At 40.5% G+C, this 21,943-nt stretch carries 17 protein-coding genes; 2 read left to right on the top strand and 15 right to left on the bottom strand.

The window, feature by feature from the left end; translation table 11 throughout:
• Positions 1 to 24 precede the first annotated feature (24 nt).
• The 8 genes from nhaC to MHI27_RS14745 all read right to left on the bottom strand — a co-directional run bounded on the left by nhaC (position 25) and on the right by MHI27_RS14745 (position 10,650).
• Entirely contained in the window at positions 25 to 1,398 is a 1,374-nt protein-coding gene (gene nhaC, locus MHI27_RS14780; RefSeq protein ID WP_405176607.1) for a Na+/H+ antiporter NhaC, read from the bottom strand.
• Between the two features lie 254 nt (positions 1,399 to 1,652).
• Positions 1,653 to 4,160 (bottom strand): hypothetical protein, encoded by a 2,508-nt coding sequence (locus MHI27_RS14775; RefSeq protein ID WP_405176606.1) that lies wholly within the window; start codon positions 4,158 to 4,160, stop codon positions 1,653 to 1,655.
• Between the two features lie 37 nt (positions 4,161 to 4,197).
• Positions 4,198 to 5,538 (bottom strand): ABC transporter substrate-binding protein, encoded by a 1,341-nt coding sequence (locus MHI27_RS14770; protein WP_405176605.1) that lies wholly within the window; start codon positions 5,536 to 5,538, stop codon positions 4,198 to 4,200.
• A 38-nt stretch (positions 5,539 to 5,576) separates the two neighbouring features.
• The gene (locus MHI27_RS14765) at positions 5,577 to 6,737 is read right to left on the bottom strand and encodes an efflux RND transporter periplasmic adaptor subunit (RefSeq protein WP_405176604.1); all 1,161 of its coding nucleotides are present in this window, start codon (positions 6,735 to 6,737) and stop codon (positions 5,577 to 5,579) included.
• 20 nt (positions 6,738 to 6,757) lie between these two features.
• The gene (locus MHI27_RS14760) at positions 6,758 to 7,591 is read right to left on the bottom strand and encodes a carbohydrate ABC transporter permease (protein WP_179086678.1); all 834 of its coding nucleotides are present in this window, start codon (positions 7,589 to 7,591) and stop codon (positions 6,758 to 6,760) included.
• Positions 7,592 to 7,649: 58 nt separating this feature from the next.
• Positions 7,650 to 8,516: a carbohydrate ABC transporter permease gene (locus MHI27_RS14755; RefSeq protein ID WP_042193877.1), complete on the bottom strand. Its 867-nt coding sequence runs from the start codon at positions 8,514 to 8,516 to the stop codon at positions 7,650 to 7,652.
• Between the two features lie 146 nt (positions 8,517 to 8,662).
• Positions 8,663 to 10,135, bottom strand: a complete 1,473-nt coding sequence (locus MHI27_RS14750; RefSeq protein ID WP_405176603.1) for a DUF4179 domain-containing protein — start codon at positions 10,133 to 10,135, stop codon at positions 8,663 to 8,665.
• 20 nt (positions 10,136 to 10,155) lie between these two features.
• On the bottom strand, positions 10,156 to 10,650 hold the full coding sequence (locus MHI27_RS14745) for a sigma-70 family RNA polymerase sigma factor (protein ID WP_341054752.1): 495 nt from the start codon (positions 10,648 to 10,650) through the stop codon (positions 10,156 to 10,158).
• Between the two features lie 184 nt (positions 10,651 to 10,834).
• On the opposite strand from MHI27_RS14745, the gene MHI27_RS14740 reads away from it, so the two are divergent.
• On the top strand, positions 10,835 to 11,590 hold the full coding sequence (locus MHI27_RS14740; protein ID WP_405176602.1) for a DeoR/GlpR family DNA-binding transcription regulator: 756 nt from the start codon (positions 10,835 to 10,837) through the stop codon (positions 11,588 to 11,590).
• 50 nt (positions 11,591 to 11,640) lie between these two features.
• On the opposite strand, the gene MHI27_RS14735 is transcribed toward MHI27_RS14740, so the two are convergent.
• The 5 genes from MHI27_RS14735 to MHI27_RS14715 form a co-directional block, all read right to left on the bottom strand.
• Entirely contained in the window at positions 11,641 to 12,447 is an 807-nt protein-coding gene (locus tag MHI27_RS14735) for an alpha/beta fold hydrolase (RefSeq protein ID WP_405176601.1), read from the bottom strand.
• A 13-nt stretch (positions 12,448 to 12,460) separates the two neighbouring features.
• The gene (locus MHI27_RS14730; protein ID WP_405176600.1) at positions 12,461 to 13,534 is read right to left on the bottom strand and encodes a Gfo/Idh/MocA family protein; all 1,074 of its coding nucleotides are present in this window, start codon (positions 13,532 to 13,534) and stop codon (positions 12,461 to 12,463) included.
• 17 nt (positions 13,535 to 13,551) lie between these two features.
• On the bottom strand, positions 13,552 to 14,367 hold the full coding sequence (locus MHI27_RS14725) for a sugar phosphate isomerase/epimerase family protein (RefSeq protein ID WP_405176599.1): 816 nt from the start codon (positions 14,365 to 14,367) through the stop codon (positions 13,552 to 13,554).
• A gap of 146 nt (positions 14,368 to 14,513) precedes the next feature.
• The gene (locus tag MHI27_RS14720) at positions 14,514 to 16,898 is read right to left on the bottom strand and encodes a polyprenyl synthetase family protein (protein WP_405176598.1); all 2,385 of its coding nucleotides are present in this window, start codon (positions 16,896 to 16,898) and stop codon (positions 14,514 to 14,516) included.
• Between the two features lie 176 nt (positions 16,899 to 17,074).
• The gene (locus MHI27_RS14715) at positions 17,075 to 18,169 is read right to left on the bottom strand and encodes a saccharopine dehydrogenase family protein (protein ID WP_405176597.1); all 1,095 of its coding nucleotides are present in this window, start codon (positions 18,167 to 18,169) and stop codon (positions 17,075 to 17,077) included.
• Between the two features lie 129 nt (positions 18,170 to 18,298).
• Here MHI27_RS14715 and MHI27_RS14710 point away from each other — a divergent pair, with 129 nt between their 5' ends.
• Complete coding sequence (locus MHI27_RS14710) at positions 18,299 to 19,384, top strand: helix-turn-helix transcriptional regulator (protein ID WP_405176596.1); 1,086 nt, start codon at positions 18,299 to 18,301, stop codon at positions 19,382 to 19,384.
• On the opposite strand, the gene MHI27_RS14705 is transcribed toward MHI27_RS14710, so the two are convergent.
• Both MHI27_RS14705 and MHI27_RS14700 read right to left on the bottom strand, forming a co-directional pair.
• Positions 19,375 to 20,028: a hypothetical protein gene (locus tag MHI27_RS14705; RefSeq protein ID WP_341145228.1), complete on the bottom strand. Its 654-nt coding sequence runs from the start codon at positions 20,026 to 20,028 to the stop codon at positions 19,375 to 19,377. The two genes, MHI27_RS14710 and MHI27_RS14705, sit on opposite strands and share 10 nt — an antisense overlap.
• 195 nt (positions 20,029 to 20,223) lie before the next feature.
• Complete coding sequence (locus tag MHI27_RS14700; protein WP_405176595.1) at positions 20,224 to 21,759, bottom strand: MDR family MFS transporter; 1,536 nt, start codon at positions 21,757 to 21,759, stop codon at positions 20,224 to 20,226.
• Between the last annotated feature and the right edge of the window lie 184 nt (positions 21,760 to 21,943).

Genomic DNA, 21,943 nt, shown 5'->3' with positions numbered 1-21,943 from the left:
AGGTGTCCATTATCTTGAGATTTCTTAATCTTTACCCAATGAGTTCCTTTGTAATCTAGGGATCAACGCGTAAGCAAACGTGATGAATGGACTTAACCATAAGAAAGTTGCATAAGGCGCATATTCTATCACGGGTACACCCAGAGTCACTGCGAAGAAGGCACCACTGACACCCCATGGAATCAATGGATTAACGAGAGTGCCGCAATCTTCTAGCGTACGGGACAGTGTCTTTGCTGGAATGCCACGGTGAATATATTCGTCTTTGAACATTTGACCTGGCAAAAGAATCGAAAGATACTGTTCACCAGTCATGCCATTTACCGCTATGGATGACGCTCCGCTCATCAGTACAATGCTGCTTTTACGCTTGAGTGGTTGAATGAGTTTACGGAAAAAGGCCTCAATGACACCGCAATGCTGAATCAAACCACCTAAGGATAAGGCAATTAAGATTAGAGATACAGACCACATCATCGATTGCATTCCTCCGCGGTTAACGATAGAAGCAACCATTTCATTCGCGATATTACTGTTATATCCACTCTGCATTACACTAAACCAGACATCGATTTCAGTCTGCTGCTGAATCAAAGCCGTCACAAGAAGACCACTGACAATACCAACAACTAACGTAGGCAGGATCGGTATCCGCTTGATCGAACAAGCGATGACAGCTAGCGGAGATAGCAGCGTTAACCAATGAATATGGAATCCATCTTGTAACGCAAGCTTAATGTCTTTAATCGAGGATAAGTCGATCGAATTCCCCTTTGGAGCGAACAGAAAAAAGAGAGTGGTGATAACAAGCGCCGGAACCGTAGTGTATGCCATATTACGAATATGTGTAAACAAGGATATACCCGCTACTGCAGGTGCAAAATTCGTTGTATCGGAAAGTGGCGACATTTTATCACCAAAACAAGCCCCACTGATAATTGCTCCAGCAGCCAAAGTTGGGGAAATCCCCGTAGTTACTGCAATTCCCATTAAAGCAACGCCGATGGTGCTTACTGTCGTGAAGGAGCTTCCAGTGAACATCGAGACGATGATCGTGACATATAATGCGCTCACCGCAAAATAATTCGGATTAATATAATCCATACCATAATATAAAAGCGACGGTACTGTACCGCTCATCATCCACACAGCGATCAGAATTCCAATCAGCATGAGGATAAGAATTGGCATTATGGCCGTTTGTATCCCTTGAATAATTGCTGATTCGATCTTCTTCCAAGAGAAACCAAACATTCCTAGTAAGACGGCCGTGCCTATTGTAGTTACGAGAAGCGGTAGATGCGGCTCCGCTTTCAATAGAAAGATGGATACAAATAGAAGTGCTAAAATAAAAACGATGATGATCATGCTTTTTGAGAAACTAAGCTGTCGTTCCATGAAAATAATGCTCCTTAACATTGTATTGGGTATAAAAATAATGATCGATCGCTTCCGCACTTTTAAGCTTTTTTGCTTTTTGGCATTGAAGCGCAGAGGTAATCTTAACGAAAAGACTGAGAACAGTCAATGTAAAGAACATACATTGAAGGAATTTCCATAAAAAGTTCATAAGTATAGGCGAGAAATAAAAAAAAGTGCTGGCAATTATGCCAACACATTTGACTTGGTTCTTAACCCAGCTCACTACAATTTTAATTGTAAATGTTTTTAGTTGTTCTCGGTTCCGATGAAACGTAATTTAACGGGTAAGACTGACTCCCTAACAACATCCTATGACCCTGAAATTCATCATATAAATTTATACGGAAGCTTCCTCCCCTTAATTTATTGTAAAGGTTACTATTAAATGAAGTTGTGTATGACTTATTTTTGCCCATTGGCAAATCAGTCCCCATTACCAAAGTCTTCTCCATAGATTGTCCGTAAGGGTCAATAAGCTCTAAGACTAACTTATGCTCATAGGCACCTGCTTCAAAATCCTCTTGTTCGGATAAGCTATAATTTACAGCTATATCTAATGTGTCCCTTTCTTCAGTAATGTAACCCACTGCATTTGCAACCGAAAGGTTGTAAGGGAATAGATCAACACTTATTAGATTATTCTGTGAGATTACTGCTTTAGGGGTAAGTGCTAATTTAACACTATTGATAAATCCAGTGGATGTCCCCCCTAGATCTGTAAGCTTACCGTCAGCAACCCCTTCTCCAATATATAGCACAAGCTGAGAGGTATCCACACCTTGGGGAAGCTTACTCCAGATGGTAACCAATTTTTTACCATTTGGGCTAGTTGGCGTTGTCGATTGGCTAACCATCGCGTTGAAAAATTGGTTATCAGGTGTTTTGTAATAAGCTACCAGCTGTGCCTGTTTCGACTGGCGTGGTTCTTCGCTAATCATTTCCAGTTCCGTATAGATCAAATTAGATTTGATAGAATTATATGTGGTTGTCCGACGCTCACGGACTTCTGCTTTTTTGCCTAACGAATTCATATGATGAGATTCACCTGCAGCAATCGTATGGATCACATTATTTAGCGAGTTTGAATACATGGAGAGAAACTTCGTGACTTCATCTCCAGAGGTATCTTGTAGTACAATTTTCAGCTGATTGAAGCTATAAGAATATGGCACTTTCGCTATCACAAATATCTCTTTTGCTTCATTAGGAGCTAGTGACGTTTGCGAATTTGTGGTCACGATCTGGGCTGTACTGCTCAGATCACTCATTCCTGCTTTGACTATAGCTTTTAAAGAAGGTAGCTGTACTGAGGTTAAGCCTGTGTTCCGGATGCTGATATTAGTTACGATTTGATCACCATCATCCCAAGGCAACCGCTGATAGGATCCAAGCTTCACCATGAACTTCCCGTACCTGTTCTCGACCATATACTCTTGTCCCATCAGATTATTATATTCTAGAGCATACGGAATGTTATACAACGCAGTTGGAAAAACAACCTTGTCATCAACAGCGGGTTCCGTCCACTCCAGCTTTAACGTACCTTGATTAAGTGTTAATGGCACATCCGCACTGAGACTGACGATCTTTTCTTCAAGTGGTTTCAATATTACATTCGCAAGTGCTTTTGAATCTACCGGAATACTTAATCCTTCAGCAGCTTTAACCGTAAGCTCATATGCAGGTAGCGTGACAGGTTTATTCCCAAGATTCTTTAGGCGGAATTGAAGATTCCATTTCGCAAAGTCATTTTCCGAATATACGGAAGCACTCTTCAATTGTGTTTCAACCGTGTTATTCTTGATAGAAATCTTTTTCACAGCATAATTAGCCACAGCGAAGTCAGAAGTTGTTACTGAAGGAAGCTTAAAAGATTTAACAGGTAGCATTATTTTCAAAGCTTCATCTTCTTGTGCAAATTGCAAGATCATATGTTCAGTCTTCATATAGGAAGGAACTTCAGTTAAATAATAAATCGTCTTCTTTTCTTGGGACTGTACATCGAAACTGCTGCTAGCATCCTCCTGCTTAAGTTCGAACACCGAACCACCAGCTGATCTCAGGTACGCAATATAAGTAGAATTGCTTAGCACTTTTTTACCCAAATTCGTGTAACTAACGCCAACTCTCATATAGACTTTTCCATTCCTTTTAAGCCTTTGCATACTTTCCGCTTTGATATCAACTTGCAGATTATCCAGCGTGAGCTTCTTGCTCTGGCCTTGAGGAACGACAACTGAGTAACTTGCCGGAATGGCGAATTCGCCTAGCTTTTTCTGATAATCCTGGCTACTGAAATCCCACTTCAATAGGGTCACTTTGGTGCCGTTTAATTTTGTAGACTCTCCAATATTCACGTAGTAAGTTACAATTTGACTACTCATTGAAGGAATATTTTTTTTAGTAACATCTCTCGTGACAGGTTTACCTTGTATGACTGTCCCCCCAGTTGTAGTAACCCTTGAGAAATAATCTACGTGAGCTACACTATTGGTACTACTATTGCTATAACTAAGTGTGTATATAAGTATATTACCGCTCGGTTGCTCTAAAATATCCATATCTATTAGCTTCACGTTGACATTGTTTTTTAAAGCGATCGACCCAAGTTTGTCAAGAGTGAATACCGCTGCAGTTGAAGCACTTGTCGGTGCTGCGTAAATGCTGTTTGCAAGAGGTTGGCTTAACATCATTGCACTGAGCAGAACTACAGCGTATGTCTTTAGTGGTTTGTGCATGAGTCTCCCTCCTTATACAAAATCCTGTTCAATACTTCTATTCGTTTAGAACGGTTGCTACTCGATTCTGGATCAGCTTTGCAACATCTTCCGCAGATTTTTGTCCACTGAAGAATGATGAGGACTCCTCTCCAATAATAGAAAGCACTTTAGTATCCAGTTCCGCATATTGATCTACCGTATGAATGATTTCTTTAAACTTAGTAAATTCTTCATCAGAAACCTTAGCCGCTTTTCCGGTTGGAAGCTTATATGCTCCACTTTTCACCTTTTCCTGAACATCGTTTAAATTCTTATCGTTCACTGATTGGAGCAGAGAGAATCCTTCTCTATCTTGCAAGGACTGTGCTTCTTCAGATAACAAGAAAGTCATAAACTTATAAGCTTCTTCTTTCACCGGAGTATTGGCTTGTATGGCGAGCGATGATGAAGGAATGATTCTCATACCACCAGTCTGACCTGCATGTGGCTTTTGAAGGTACACCGGATTTTCAAAGTAAGAATATGGACCATCGATAAAGTCTGTTGGTGACCATATAACGATGGAGTTAAAAAGCTGATTACCTATCTCCGCTGGCTCCGAAGTCATAACTTGTTCTTTATACATTTTCTTGACTTGTTCCAACAGCTCCACAAAATCAGGCGAGTCGAACTTCGCTTGTTTCGCTTCACTATCAACAAACAAATTATAATTATCAATAGCCATTTCTTGGAGTGTCATTTCCGCTGGGTACTCCGTTAGGGCATAAAGTTTGTTTTTAGCGTCCTTCCCAACCTGTTGTATAATTTCCTTCGATTGCTCCCCAAACTCTTTCCAAGTCCAATTCTTATCGTCAATCTTCACATTTGAGTTCTTAATCATATTTCCATCACCTATGAACGCTCTAAAAGCGAACCCGGTAGGAATGAAGTATAGACCGTCGCTCACCTTCATTGCGTCCAACACATTCATTTCTAAATCGCTCTTATTTACCGTTTTATCGTGTTCAAATATATCATTCATGTTCACAAGCAACTTTTTACTCACATAATCATTGATTGAAAAGGCGCTTACATCAAAAATATCTGCACCTTTTCCAGAGAGTAGGGCTGTATTCGTTGTTTTTTTATATTCTACATAACCATTCTCCCCCCACTCGTTTCCCTCTTCTTTATATGCCTTAATTTGTAGGTCGATATCCGGGTATTTCGCTTCAAACTTTTTCTCTAGCGCCTGATAGAATGCACTCGATTCTGCTAGAGATAGAGTTAAGATTGTCTTCCCCTCTTCAGTTGTCGTTTTCCCCTTACTTTCCACTTTCTCATTACCTCCGGAATTACATGCCGTTGTCATTATCAAAGCACCCATTAATAGTACAAAAATAGATCTTTTAATCATTTGATTTCCTCCTCCTATTTGCTCGTTTATTTGATTTCTTATTGCAGTCGAACTCGGTTCCCGTCTTCAAGAGGTTCATTACTTTCCAGAATAATTGAATCCTCCTCATAGAGAATATCCGATTGAATCATCGTTTCTTTCTCGTTCTTTTCACTAGAGTGAATACGGACTTTTTGAGCGACAAAAACATTGCCTAATGCCCCCCGCTGCTCGTCAACTTTATAGACAAACAAACCTTCGCGATCCTCATGAATAGCTTCATTGGAAAGGAGTAATCCTTCTTGGAGTGAATGTTTTTCGATTTTGATCCGAGCCTGTTCACCTCCTTTAAGTTCTGGATCAACGACTTTTATTCTCAGATTCTTTTGAGGAATGGTTTGAATCTTCCCGGACTCATTACTAGAGGGGCTATCAGTACGTGACTCTGAATTCGCAACTTCTTCAATGGAGCCGTTTAGGGTCCGGGCTTCTTGTCCATGATTCATATCAACCTCAACCTCTATCTTTTCTCCAGCAGAAATCCCTAAACTGGACAAATGCACGGAATCCATAATAATATCCAATCTGTAACCCCGACTACTGTTGGATACAATTACATCCGGTTCTCCCATTGGAGCTAACCCTTCGACGGCATTTAGTTTTGAAATCAGACCATCGAAAGGAGAAAATAGTTGTTTTTCAGTTGTTAGACGATTTTTTAGCCCACTAATCTTATTTTCCTGAGCTAAGATATCTAATTTACCTTTTTCGATATCACGTCTTGCATTTCTGATTTTGAATTCATCCTCCTCCAGCGCGGATTGGATGTACTGATCTTGCCTATTCTGTTGATCAATTTTCTGCTTTTCTAAATTCGTTATTTCATCTTTCAATTCTTGCTCAGCCGTTTTGCTCTCATAGATAATAAGTTTTTGTCCCTTTTTTACACGTTGTCCTTCTTTCACTAGAATTTGTTCGACCTTTAGTCCGGAAGTACTCGAAAGTTTAACTTCAGCAAGTGGCTGCAATATCCCACTACCTTCAATCGTAAATAAAAGATTTCCCTTTGTTGGTTTTTCGGTTCTAACTTTCGGCAAGGTCAAAGTTTGTATCGTGTTACTGAACAATGTAAAGAACAACAATAATCCCATAAAAACCATGAAGACGACTTGAATATTTCGTTTACGTCTACGATCAGTCGGCTCTATACCTAACTCCATATCCCGTCATTCTCCTCCAATCAACCTTTGATACCAGACAATTGAACGCCTTCAATAAAATACGATTCCGCATACAGAAACAGCATCACCATCGGAGCCATATAAAGTATGGATGCAGCAAAAGCAATGCCTCGCTCGCCTTCATTGATCCTCGATAAAAAGACTGACAATGGCTGTTTAAACGGATCATCAAGAAAAATAAGCGGCTGCTCCACCATATTCCAATAATCCACGAACAATAATATGACTAGTGCTGCCAGACCAGGTTTAATCATCGGAATTATAATCTTGTAGAAAATCAGAAAATGTCCAGCACCATCCATTTTGCTTGCTTCGATATACGCATACGGTATATCTAGCATGAACTGTCTGAGCATAAACACACCAAAAGCTGCGAAAATTCCAGGCAATATAATTGCATATGAACTATTTAATATTCCTAGCCTATCCGCCATAATATAGTTCGGTACTAGCGTCACTTGGAAAGGCATAAGCATCGTTAGGACATAAATAAGAAACAAAGGATCTCGTCCCCGGAATTTCAGCTTCGAGAATGCATAGGCAGCGAGTGCTGCTACTAATGTTTGTCCTGCAATGATGGGCACAACCATGAATACTGAGTTCCAGAACATCGTCAGATATTTAGGGTTGTCTAGGAGAACCTTAGTGTACTGGTCCAAGGACACTTGATCAGGCAGCAATTTTAAATTTACAAAAGGATCTTCTCTCCCTTCAATCACCTCATTCATCTGCCCGATAGGTCCATAATTGATCTCAATTTCTTTCTCTGTCATAAGCGAATTTGTGAATGTGATCACAATCGGGAATAATAACAAGACTGCAATAACAGCCATGACGAGTGTTAATGCCCCTTTTCGCAACACTTTGACAACTGGCACAACCTTTTCACCCCTATTCCATGAATTGTCTATGCCTCCGTTCAAATGCAAACAATCCCAACACAATCAATAAAATACAACCAAACATCAAGGTCGCCGCGGCAGTCAGCTTCTGAACATCGAGCGACATGAACATATTGTTCATATAATGCTGCAGCATGTAAATGCTGTCGTGCGGATAATCACCAGCGATTAAATACGTTTCTCGAAACACTTTGAATGAATTAATAATCGACATGATGATTACAAAAAACATCGAAGAGGTTAGATAGACAAGCGTAATACTGCGAAACTGCCGTAATCGTCCAGCACCTTCAATTTGAGCCGTTTCATAATAATCCTTTGGAATTTGCTGCAATCCCGCCAAGAATAAAATCACGTTATAACCGATGTTCTTCCATAAATAAACAACAATGATTACATTTCTAGCTGCATCCGTCTTCATCCAATCCACACGATCGATACCGAAGTTGTTCAGCCAGGCGTTAAGCGAGCCATTCCAATCGAAGAGCATCTGCCAGATCAGAATGATGGAGGCGACAGGTACGACAAGCGGCAACACGTATCCAGTCCTCAGCCAATTCCGAAAATATGTATTTTTATTCAATAACATCGCTAATCCTAACGAGAGCACAAGCATTAGTGGAACACTTATCACGCTAAAATAAAATGTATTAGATGCTGCTTTACGGAAAGAATCGCTATCTAGCAGCTCTCGGTAATTATCAAACCCTACAAAGTGGCCCTCTATCGTGCTGTCCATAAAAGAATAGAATACTCCCATAACAAACGGTATAAGGTAAAACATCGCGAATCCGATACCGCTTGGTGCCAGGAACATTATTGCCGCTGAGACATCCTTTCGGAGCCATTTCTTCATAATTGGGTTTATCATTCTTTCAGTAACCTCCTTCCTGTACTTAGAATAGGTAAAACTTTTTAAAAAGAAGTACGGTATATATTAAGTATTTCTTAAATTTCAAAGAATGAATTCTCTGAGAACACAAAAAAACCGTTGATGAAATATCAACGGTTAATCGAGTACAGCTCCACAGCCTGCGTATCCATAATTGGATTTATATATCTCTCTAACGTAATCGTTAATGGCTGAGGATAGTTCTTCGCATCCGTGCCAAAATTATATCCAAACTCGTTCACGGCTGAGCCATCCTTAGAAGTCGTATAGCTGCTGAAGCTACTTGTGGAAGGTGCTCTATTATATACCTTCCCTTTTGCGTCAGTAAAAGTCTCAGCAAGTCTAGTAGAGCCTTCTAAATATTGAGCATTCTCAAGATTACGTCTCAGGAGGATTTCTCCTTCCTCTACGTTATTCTCTTGCTTTGGCGTGACTAACTCAAGTCCAGTTCCGGGCGCTTCAATAAGCTGATATTTGTTAAGATCCACGACAATTTTCATTTGATCCTTTTCGACAGCCGAAATTCCGAATGCTTTCAACCTCACAGAATCCGGCTGCGGGCTGCCCTTACTATTCTTGAACACTAACGTGAACATGGAGTTGTCCGTATAGACTTCAGAATTGTCAGAATTGATGATATCGGGGTAATACAACTTCTCAACTGTGTCCCCTTTTTTACTAATCAGTACTGGATTAATTAATTGGAAAATCTGTTTATCATTATTCTGATTATATTCCAGATCCACATAGGTGTTAAGCGGAGTATACTGCACTTGATTCACTCTAATCTTTTGCCCGTCCACTGTCAGTGTTCCGTCTGTATCCAGCATACGTTCCTGTGCTTTAAGCATGTCAGGATCAAGCTCGAAAGCAACATCTAGACTAGTCCGATACTTATTACTACTGGATAGGAGAGCCTTATCTGAAGTTTCGGTAAGAATTATATTATAGTTGACTTTCTTTGGATATTTAACCGATGATGAAAGATTAGTGGAGTATATAAAATCCATAGACTGTCCGGGTTGAATTCGGCTCTCACTAGCGAGCATACTTAATGATGCGCCTTTGTGAAGAGGCGACTCCTGTATCCCTTCAAATTGAAGCTCAAAATCTGCGTGTATAACTACTTCGTCCGTATTGTTCTGAACACTGTATAAAACATAAACCTTCCGTCCATCTGTAACTGCACCTGTCACATCTATTCGGTAACCCTTGTTTTCCGCACTTTGACCGACCGGCACAACGAGATTCTGCTCAAGAGCACTGGCTAGCGCAGGCTCTAACCTTGAGAACGAGCGATAAGCTTTGAAATTATCCGTGTTTTTAGTGCTTGCCGATTGTACTGAAGGTTGTGCCACTCCCTTATTCGGTAATCCGATTGTTGAGTATGTAAACAGTAACGCAACCGCTGCAGCTGCAACCACGCCCATACCTGTAGTATAGATGCGTCGTTTTTCTCGCTTCTTCCCTTCCACAATTCCCTTTTTCATAGCGTTGTAGATTTTCATCTCCTGTATTGTTTCGACATTCTGTTGCATATCATCGACGTTCTTACGTAGAATACGTTCTTCTTTTTCTGTCATTCCATTCACCTCCAATATCGCTATAGATAACTTCGAAGCTGTTTGAGTCCTTCGCGCAGCCAAGTCTTAATCGTACCTTCTGGCCTTTTTAGTACTTTGGCAATTTCGACAGTGGTCATGTCATGGTAGTATTTCAGCGTTACGACATGCCGGTATTTAGGTTTTATCCGATTCATCGCACGCTCCAGGTCAATTCGGTCATTACTCTTCATTTCCTGTGCCGCTTCCTCCACCATCTTTTCCGCTACAATCACACGCTTTTTGCGCCGTAGCTCATCCATGCAGCAATTAATCGTTATTCGGATCAGCCAAGGTGTGAAGGACTGTTCATCCTTTAATTTTTTGCGTTTCATCCATGCCCTGCATGAAGCTTCTTGGATCACTTCCAGCGTGTCTGCCTCTGTTCGCAGATAACTGTAGGCAATAGCGTACATTTTTCGATGTTCCACATACAAACGACTAAAAAAAGCTTCTTCATCCATTTGAGCAAAATCTACCATTCTGACTTCATCCATTGTGTTTTCCACCTTCCACCACCCCCTCTTTCTTATATTAGGAAGATGCATCCACCTCATATATCTATAAGTAAGACGGAGTTGAACGTAAAAACGATTGATTTTTTTCAAATTCATTTCATATGTAGTAAAATAGTAACGTTAAGTACAACCTTTAGAGCATTTTGTGAAAAGAGGTGGATCGGTGCTAAAAGCTGACAGACAGGCGTATATCCTAAAAAAAGTAGAGACCGAAGGCCGCGTCGTTGTCCAAGAATTAACACAGGAATTAAATGTAACAGAAGATACCATTAGAAAAGACTTACAAAGCCTGTCGAAGCTGGGGCTTCTCAAACGAATTCATGGTGGAGCCCATAGTCTTATTAGTGACATGAAAGATTTCAATTCACGTGTAGAATTTAATAGCCAGACCAAAGCTGACTTAGCTAAACGAGCTTGTACGCTTATTGAGAATGCAAAGGTTATTTTTATTGATGGCGGGTCCACAAATTTAAAAGTAGCTGAGAACATCCCTGAGCATTTTGATGGAAGAATTATTACCAATTCCCCCTCAATTGCGTTATCGCTATGCCGATTGACCAAAGCTAGTATAACCTTGTTAGGTGGCGACCTCGATAAAAAGAACCAAGTGTTATTCGGAGCCGCAACGCTTAGAGCGATACAGCAAATCCATTTGGATCTAACAATCCTTGGCGTATCCACGCTGGATTCAAAGGTGGGCATAACTGTTCCCTCTTATGAGGAATCCATCATTAAGAATCAACTTTTTGAACAATCTTCCATGGTTATCGCCATAGCTACGAAAGAAAAGCTGGAGAAAATATCCACTTTTTTTGTAGCCAAGGTATCCGCGTTAGACTATTTAATCACTGAAGGTACAGTAGACAATAAAATTGTTGATACATATAACAAACTCGGCGTTAACGTAATTACAGTATAGATACTTTCTAAATTTGTACAAAAAAAGATGAACACCTTTGAAGCTTGTGCTCATCTTTCATTTAAAAAGTTCTCAATAGCCTCATAAGAATCTTGATTATGTTGCTTATTACTGATCGTTTTTGAAGTAATCTCAATAAATTGAGCGTTTGGGATATATTCTGAGAGTAATCGTCCGTAGGCGTATGGATGAATTGGATCAAGTTGACTAGCAAGGATCAATGTGGGCAGCTTTAAGTTCTTCCAAGCCTCACGATCATGATTAGGACAATCCATTGGCAGCTTCACAAACTTCATCGAGGTTTCTTTTACATAAGGATATTTAAACTGCCCTAATAGGGATTCACCCGCATAAGTAGATATTGAATTTATGGATTTATAGACCTCTGAATTTTCGTATCTATATTGAGCGGTCAGAGGATCTGTATCCTGCAGTACATCATGAACTTTGGCGTAGGCTTCACGAATCAACACCTCTTGCGGCTTATCCTTCCAGGCTGGACGTGACAAAATAAGCTTCTTAACGCTACCCGGGTACCTCAATGCCAAATGAAGCGACACTCCAGCACCTGTGGAAATCCCTCCAATATTAAATGAACGGATATGAAGGTGTTTCGTTAAAGCCATCACATCTTCGGCGAATTGTTTAAAAGAAAAATCATCCGCATGTCCAAACGCTACAGTCTTTCCATGACCTCTAAAATCTAGTGAGATCCTTCGTATGTGATCTGTTTGCTTCATTAAACCGAAAGTTTGATTAACGTCACCGCCCAGACCATGTAGAAATATAAAAGGCTCTCCATCCCCTCCATCATCTTCATAATAAAATCGAATGTGCTCGTAGATAAAGTAAGGCATATTCTCCCCTCCTTTACAAAGGACCAGAAACGTCACTTAGATAAATCGTATTTCCGGTCTTCACCGATTCTTCAACAGCGAGCATCGCTCTCATCGTAGCAATCCCATCTTCAATCGTTGCACCTACACCTGGCTTGTTATGCAGAACTGAATCTGCCAACCCTTCAATCTGCAATCTATAAAAATGACCATCTGCTCCAAGCGGTCTATGGTAGCTGTTATCACTAACTTTGAAAATTTCTACATCGCTTGATTTTAATGTCCACGGGTTGTATGTCTTTCCTACTACGGATCCGAATTCACCATAAATTTGGAATCCTTCATGCCAATCCATCCGAACCGCAATGGTCAAATCCAATTGAGCTACAAAGCCGCTTTCAAACTCCGCAGTAATAAACCAACAATAGGCACTGAACTTTTGCGTATTCCATGCTTTCAAACTTACAATATTTCCACCTAGATATCTTGCGGTATCGAACAAATGGCTTCCATGACCTAAAATATAATAGCGTTCCTTGTTCGCTTTTGGATCTCCAGCAGGTCTCTTTATATTTTCACCGGATATAATCACTGGCTGAACATTCTCAGTAACGGTATATCGATAGGTGGAATCACAATACCAAGCTTTTAGGCCAATAATCTCACCCATTTCATGATCCACAAACTCTTTAGCTGCTACTATACCGGGGTCAAATCTCTTCATATTCCCCACTTGCATTTTGAGATCGGTACGATCCACAAGCTCTTTTAATTCTTCCACTTCTTCGATGGATACACCTAGAGGCTTTTCTACCAAGACATGTTTACCTGCACGCACGGCTTGTTTAGCTGCCTCCACATGAAATTGATCGGCAATCCCAATAACTACAGCATGTACGCTCGAGTCCGCCAGCATTTGTTCATAATCCGTATATATCTTGTCAGGTTCATAGATAGCATTCATTCTTTGGAGCAAGTATTCATCTACATCGCATATTGCATAAAGGTGAGCATTACGTGAACGCCTTATAGAGTCAAAATGCGCCGCTTGTGAAATCTGACCGCAACCTAATACGCCGATGTTCAACAATTTATTTTCCTTGTTCATATTCATGTCCTCCTATTCTAGTTAAAGAAATTCAAAGCATGTTCTACATCGCCCTCAGCTAACCCATGCATAATAACAGGACCGTCATAAACCTTACTTAATTCATTTAGATATTCCTTTAAGGGCAAGTTTCCTTTACCCACCGGTGCAAAAGTGATCTTCTCTTCGGTTACAAAAGCATCTTTGCAATGCGCAATGGCAATGTGCTCCTTCAGCGCTGTTAGCGTTTTTGAAATCTTACCTAAGAGGTCCTTATGATCCTGTGGGGTTACTAGATTTGCTGCATCATACAAAACCTTAAGATAGGGTGTGTCTAGATCTTGTAATAGTCTCAAAGCATCTTCTGCCGTACTCACCACATTGGCTTGTTCAGGTTCAAATATTAACGTTACTTGGTTGTCTTCTGCAATTTTCAGCATCCACGCAAGACTTTCATGCAATAGTGACCATGCCCTCACTGTATGATTGTCAGGATGAGAACTCCAGAAATCTTCTTGGTTCAAACTACCCGTAGAAATCGAAACATACGGAACAGCTAATGCAGCTGCAGCCTCAACTACATTTTTAAAACACTGCTGATTTTTAACTTTCTTCTCCTCATTTAGCTCTAACGTATTAAACGTTCCTGAGATCACAGCAATGCTAACTCCACTGTTCATTACTGCTTCTCTGATTTGATGGATGGTCTCCTGACTAATCTCTTTAGGCAAGCTTTCCAGTCCTACATTAGCAAAATTGAATTGAACGCTACTCATGCCTTGCGCTTTGATTTTGTGTAAGGCGCTCTCCAGTTCATAGTTCAAGTATACTTTTGAGAAAATTCCTAACTTCACAAGTTACACCTCCTTTATCTATTTTCAACTTCATCATACACGTAATTTCGATTATAAACAATAAAATTCAATTACAAAAAAAAGAACTAATAATCTGCAAAAAATATAAAAAAGCGCTGGCAATAATGCCAACACTTTAGAATCAATTATCGATTTCGATTAATCATGTAATTCAATAAATGCTTCAGAAAAGCAATATTACGAGGGATCTCCTTTAACGCTTCCATAGCGAGACAGTAGTGTTCCCACATCTCTTTTCTTGCGCCGTCAGCACCAAGGATAGATACAAACGTTGAATTGTTATTCTCCACATCCTGACCTATCGGCTTACCTAGTAAATGATGATCTCCTTCCAAATCGAGCAAATCATCTTTAATCTGAAACGCAATCCCCGCATGATAGGCAAATTTTTTCAAAGCCAGAACTTCAGTTTTCTTAACCTGAGCCAGAATCGCTGGCATCACTAGTGAAGCTTCAAATGCAATTCCGGTCTTATAAAAGCAAATCATATTTAATTGCTCTAGCGTCAATGCTTTTCCCTTAGAATTCAGATCCATTGCCTGACCCATACATGTATCTTCTGCTTTTTGGGCTGAATATTGCATCAAGGCTAGCACCGCTTTTGCATCAAAAGAATGAAGTGACGCCTGTTCCTCGATCGACTTCTGAATCAGAAATAGTCCGGTTAATTCCGCCGTTGAACTAGTATACATTTCGTGTAGAGTTGCACGACCTCTTCGGGTTGAAGCATTATCCTGGGATGGAAGATCATCGAAGATTAGAGAAGCGGTATGCATATATTCCAAAGATCTCAGAAGCGGCACAATTGCGGATGCATCTAGACCATATTCGTTAACACCCATGACCCAAGTCAATATAGGTCTTATCCGCTTGCCGTCGCCTGCTAGACTATAATTAGCCGCATCAATAAGCAACTCTTTCATTTCTGGCGTCCCGTCTGGCTTGGCTATCAGCAATTGTTTATTGATTTGATCGCGGACCCTTTGAATCGTATCTCGAAATTCCGCTTTTTCCTTCTTGCTGTTTTTTAGATTCAAAAGCAACTGATCCCGAAGCAGTTTATCGAAAAAATCCACATCGTCCGCTTTCTGCACCATCTGCTGGACAAGCCGATTAAATGCTGGTTGACCAGAAGCAAAAATCTCCATGATCTCTTTATACTTCTCAATTCCTACACGTTCTTTACATCGCTTGAGACCATTAATGGCGCGATCTAATATTACTTCACGGGTTTTAGGATCAGAGCGATACACAGTGTGTATTAAATGGGAAATGACCGTCCAGTATAATTCAAAAGGATTGATCAGATCTGTACGTTGACTACGGTATTTTAAATAATAAGTATAGGGGGTTACCGCTCCCGCTTTCATATCGTCAAACATATCCGCAAAATCATCAGCCAGCTGATTATATAACCCATAGAAAAAGGTACGTTGATCAAATCCGTCATCTGCTGGAGCACTAATTACGGATCGGACAATTAAACGGGAAGAAGAGGATTTTAAAATGATGGGTATGAAAAGCTCTTCATTGCTGTATTCAAAGTTAGAAAGATCCTTCATACGATCCAATTCCTGAGAATGGAAAAATACAAAAGACTGCTCGAAAAATGCATCCTGCATTTCTTCCCGCTGATACCCTCTAATATACTCAAAAGCCTCCTTGAGCTCCGAATGTACAAATCGAATGAACGGCATGTTCTCTCCGGACCATTCACCCAATTCCGGTACAACTCTATTAAGGATCGCAGTGCGTATCATATGAGAATACTGTTCTTTCTCTTGGTCGGTTAAGACACTGGAATCAAGGAGATCATCAATGAATGGATAAGTTAAGCCATATGAATAACCAAGTCTAATGGCTTCACCAATCCTCTTAGATCGCTCCACAGGTGGTACGTCATCGTCCATCTCTTCCATCACATGGAGAATCACCCCAATAATGATCTTGATTAATTTACGTTGTGCTTGCTCGGGATTCATTTCCTTCGGAAGATGTGCTGATACCCGCTTAAGTTTGTCTATCACCCAAATCGTGGCCGTTTCAACGCCTTCCTTCTGAGCCCAACGGTAAATCCCGGTGAAATTCATGAAATCTGACTGATCTTCCAAACTTGTGGAGCCTGGAAGAATCATCTGATTTCTAATGTCGGCAACCATACGCTTAATCCGGAACTGTGTATTCGGCGAATCTAAAGCTTGCCCTAGATCTCTCATATAAAGATAGGAAACACTTCGATCCAAATAATCATCCAATTTACCGGTCTGATTCAGCCATCCTAGATATCTATGATAATCCTGAGAATCAGGTTTCCTCTTGCCTCTTGATAAAAAGGACAACCATGAACGGCGATGAATATGGTTCTTCTTCCACAATTGAAAATCTTCAATCAAGGTAGACACATAAGTTTTTTCTTTGAACTGTTCACGAAGAGATGCAAAATACTGAGCTGCCTTCTGCTCAGCGATCGAATATCCTGTATCGGCGTAATCTGTAAATTTTTCATTCATAGGTGATGACCTCAACTTCTCTTTTTGTTAACATGACCCATTAGGGAAGAACAGAATTTCTTCCTGAATGAAATGTTCATCAGTTAATACGGTCAAAACTCTTTTGGGTTACGAAAAAGAAGCTTGACTAATCAAGCTTCTTTCAAAATAACTATACACAAATTATTCTATTTAGATTAATCTGCATTATGCTCCTTTACTTGGATCTTTAGCGAGAGCGTCGATCCTAATTCCTTTTGTATATATGCTAAATCTGTTATCTGCTCGATATGATAAACGCCGCCTGGAAATGAAGAATCATAGAGGAGCTTTGATACTGCTGCTGTCACTTTTGCAGTGATGATGGATTGATTCTTTCCTTGCAATATTAAATCAGCATGCATTGGCTTCCCCTCTCGATTTCTTCCACGAGCCTCAACCTTGATAGCGAACTGGTCGCTCCCAATATGCAGCCGCTCCATAGCACTAACCATCCACCTGTTCACCCAGCTTGTCTTTAACAAACGAACGGCTCCTGTTTTTTTGGCTATAGCCAGCATTTTAGTAACGAAAACTGAGTCCAGACAAAATCGTGTGGAGATGGACGATGCTTTGAGCGTTCGGGCAAGCGTCTGTTGATCTGAGAATGGGAAACGATAGGCATGGCGATTCCCTAAATCGTCACCAAAGTGATATGACTTTCTATCGGTGAAGCTCTCCACCTCTACCTGACGATTCTTCTGCTTAACTTCAAACTTTTCTCCTAAACTATTCACTGTCCATTCGATCGCCGCCTTACCATGAGAATCACCAAGTCCGAGCATAATCGCGATTTCGATTTCCTCCGTCTGTTCTATCAGTCTTTCCGCTTCAAGAGCCATTAGATTGGTTATACCGGGTGCAAGCCCTACACTAAGAACGGCACTAGATCCATGTCGTGCAGCCTCTTCGTATAACGCCTCAATTTGAGATAAAAACGGACCGCTCGCTGATACATCCACATAATACGTACCGCTAAGAAAGCAGGCTTTTACAAAATCCGTATTCGTTTGATCCAAACACATAATGATTAGCTTCACTTGATCTAGTAAATGTGGAGGTATCGGCTTATTAATATCTAACTGTAACGGCTTGATCCTGCCGTGGGTAGATTGACTGAACCGCTCTGCTTTTTCAAGACTTCTCCCTGCAGCAAATACTTTACCTGAATACTTCTTCTCTAATATTTCACATATGGTACGCCCTACATGTCCATAACCACCAACGACAACAATATCTTCTTTTTCCTGCATTTTTATCACCGCATCCTATATAATAGAGTTGATTAAGAATCATTCTCAATTATACGGATTTCGCTTCCGTTCACTATCCCACAAATGTGGGAGTTCGATATAATCCATTAAGGACTAGAGGGCTACTCAATGAATACCCATAAACAATTCATTCTAATAAAGAAACAAATCGTTAAGCTAGGTATGATTACTGATTCATCTCACAACTACCGTACTTCCTTGCTGTCTCTCCTACGTGAAGCAGTTCCCTTTGATGCTGCCTGCTGTACTCATGTTGATCCACAGACATTGCTTTCGACAGGTGCGGTTACAGAAGATAACGTAGAGTCCATTCATCCCCACTTGTTCCAGATCGAATACGGTGAGGATGATGTTAACACCTATGAGCAAATGGTTCATAGCAAACTCCTCGTCGCTACAATATATGAGGCAACCAAGCAGAAACCCGAGCGGAGTGCACGCTATCAAAAGGTTTTGTCTCCTGCAGGTTTTGGGGATGAACTACGTGCAGTCCTTATTCTTGGCGAATCTTGTTGGGGATATTTGACGCTGTACAGGAATGCAGATCAATCGGAATTCTTACAAGAGGAATGTGATTGGATCACCTCGCTCATCCCTCTGATTGCAGCTAGAATGCGGGCTTTCAGTCTTGAGCTTCCAGAGAGAGATGAGACTTGGCTTGAAGATCATTACGGTTCCGGCATTGCAGTTTTATCTGATGACTTGGCTCTTCTTTCCTCCAATCCCACAGCGGATCGCTGGTTAGGCAAACTCCGATCATTGGAAATGATCGATGTTCATGTTCTGCCTCGTCCAATCCGTGCTGTAAGCACGCAAGCGTTAAACAGCCCTTCCGAATCTATGGGGATAGCGAAGGCATGCATTCGTATGACTGAGGGGCCCTATTTAGTCGTTCGGGCAAGTCTTCTTAAGGCTTCCAACGGTCAGAACCAAATTGCCATTTCATTCGAACCCGCGCGTCCTGCTGACATGCTCCCCATCATTGCTGAAGCGTATGGTTTGACGGAACGTGAGCTGCAGCTATTACAAGGTGTAATTCGAGGATTATCCACTAAAGAATTGGCTTCTGCACTGCATATTTCTGCATACACCGTCCAGGATCATTTAAAGTCCATTTTTAGCAAAGCAAATGTCAGCAGCCGTAGAGAACTTATTTGGTATTTGCATTCACGCTACAATATTGCTCAAGCTTGAGTAATCCGAGATAGAGGATATACAAGTTGTATGTCCTTCTCTGTAATTAGTCCTTCATATAACGAATGATTATGGTCTGCACCTACAATACACAAGATTTTTTTCTCTGAGTGGCCTTTTATGGCGTTTTTGATTCGCTGAATCATTATAAGATGTCTACACAACCATCTGAACTGATGTGCTTGCGGATTGATTCGTTCTAACCATTCATACTTCTGTCTCGTAATAGTGTCATATTCTAATGAATTAAAGGGAATTGCACTTGAATCCACTGTTGAAAGCTGTCTTTGAAACCATTGCTCTAACTCAAATTCCAATTCTTTTCTCTGATCTTCTTTATAGCTATTAAAAGGATCAAAATCTGTCCAAACATCCAATTCAACCCAATCAATAGGGACAAATTCATAATTCTCTTCTTTACACAAAGGAAAAATGAGATCCCAATATTCACTTGCAGGTTCTCCCCAATATCCACGGTAATTACTGTCCTTCTTATAATGTTCCCAACTACTAGGAAGGACTTCTCCACAAATAATATCTGGATTAAACTCTAAAATTAAATCCTTTATGAACTCTAATGAAAAATGATATTTTTGCCTAAGTTCATCATCGTGAACCACTCCTAAAATACCTACAATTGACACAAAAAATCCTCCTATCTTTAACTAATTCCATTATTATCTAATTTTACAATCGTCAAATTTGATAATATTACAATAGGAATATAATGTAAATCATTATTTAAAAAAATAGACTGAGCACCTATGAATAGAGGGCTCAATCTGTTTAAATGTAACATTTCACTAGTGCATTCGTTAATATTACAAAGCAACCATCCTTTAATGCGAAGCCGTATACTCTCCCAATTCAGAAGCTGGATCAAACTTTTCCTTACTCATCACAAATGCAGCCAGTAGAGCGATAACAGACGGAATAATTGCCCAAGCAAAAGTGTGAACAAGTGATGAGGATAATCCCTCTGTAATCTTATCAAGAACTTCAGTAGGGATTTTCTCACGAGTATCCGGGGTCAAAATAGTACTTGGATCGCTTAAATTCACCCCTATAGGTGCCGCACCACCGCTACTGAACATGGATGCTAATTTATTCGAAAACACATGACTTTGGATAATACCGAATACTGTTATGCCGAGTGTCATTCCCAGCTCCCTTGTAAAACTAAGTGTCGAACTTGCGGAACCACGCTGCCTTGCTGTAAATCCATGAATGGCTGCGTTACTTAGAACAGAGAATGAAGAACCTATTCCAAGACCTACTAGAAACATAAATATGGTGACCATGAACCGTGAAGAATCTGGTGTTAATGTGGTTAGCAAGGCGATACCTAAAACAAGCAGTATTAACGTCGATATCATGATGGCGCGATAATTGAACTTCGAGAGCAGGAATCCGCCCCCCGCTGCAGTGATAACGGAGCCGAGCATCATAGGAAGTAGAACAAGACCCGAATTCGTTGCTGAGCCGCCAAGCACCCCTTGAATGTAGATTGGAATGTACACCGAGGCTGTAATAAATGCTGCTCCACTAAATATAGCCATAACATTACTCGTAGAATAAAGACGATTCTTGAACATGCCGAAAGTAATGATGGGTTCTTCTGCACGACGTTCGATAAAAATAAATCCCACGATAAACACTACAAAAGCTAAGAACAATCCTAAAATCATAGCAGAGTCCCAAGCATATTTTTTTCCACCCAGCTCAATCGCAAACATGAGACACAGGATGGAAGCTACAAGTGTAAACGCACCTAGGTAATCGATCTTTTCCTTGGAATGCTCGACAGACTCTTTGTAGAAGAAAGCAATCAAAAAGAAGGCAATAACACCTATAGGTAAGTTGATGTAAAAGACCCAAGACCAATGAATGTAATCCGCTATGTAAGCGCCAATAAGAGGTCCGAAAATACTTGATATACCATAGGCTGCTCCGAATAATCCGCCGATCTTCCCCCGTTTTTCCGGAGCAACCACATCGAACATGATGGTGAACGCAATTGGAACCAGTGCTCCTCCACCAATACCCTGAATCGCACGATAAATACTCAGCTGAACTATAGAGTTTGCGGTACCACATAAAGCAGATCCGATCATAAATACAATAATTCCGAAAATAAAGAAACGCTTGCGGCCATACATATCCGATAATTTTCCGAAAATCGGCATTCCTGCCATCTCAGCTATCATATAAGCAGAAGTCACCCACATCAGTTTGTCAAAACCGCCAAGATCCCCTACGATTGTTCCCATTGCAGTTGCTAATATTGTGTTATCCATGGATGCCATAAGTGTGGCCAGCAATAGAGCCGCTATAATAATCCCTACATTATTTTTCTTCTCCAAGTTCTTTACCATTCTCTTTTGTTCCCTCCACTTTTCCTTAATTTCGAATTTTATCTTATCGTTACAAGATCGCACACCAACCTCTCTCTAAACTTCTTGATGCATTACCTTTTGCAAAACTTTAATAATTCCGATAAAATGAATTCAATTAATCGCACGTTCATCGAGTATCTTTATTGTCTGATATCTCGATTAT

Source organism: Paenibacillus sp. FSL H8-0261 (genome assembly GCF_045040645.1).
Lineage (GTDB): Bacteria > Bacillota > Bacilli > Paenibacillales > Paenibacillaceae > Paenibacillus_AQ.
Note: the sequence above shows the minus strand (reverse complement) of the source record. Positions and strands in the feature narration are given on the sequence as shown.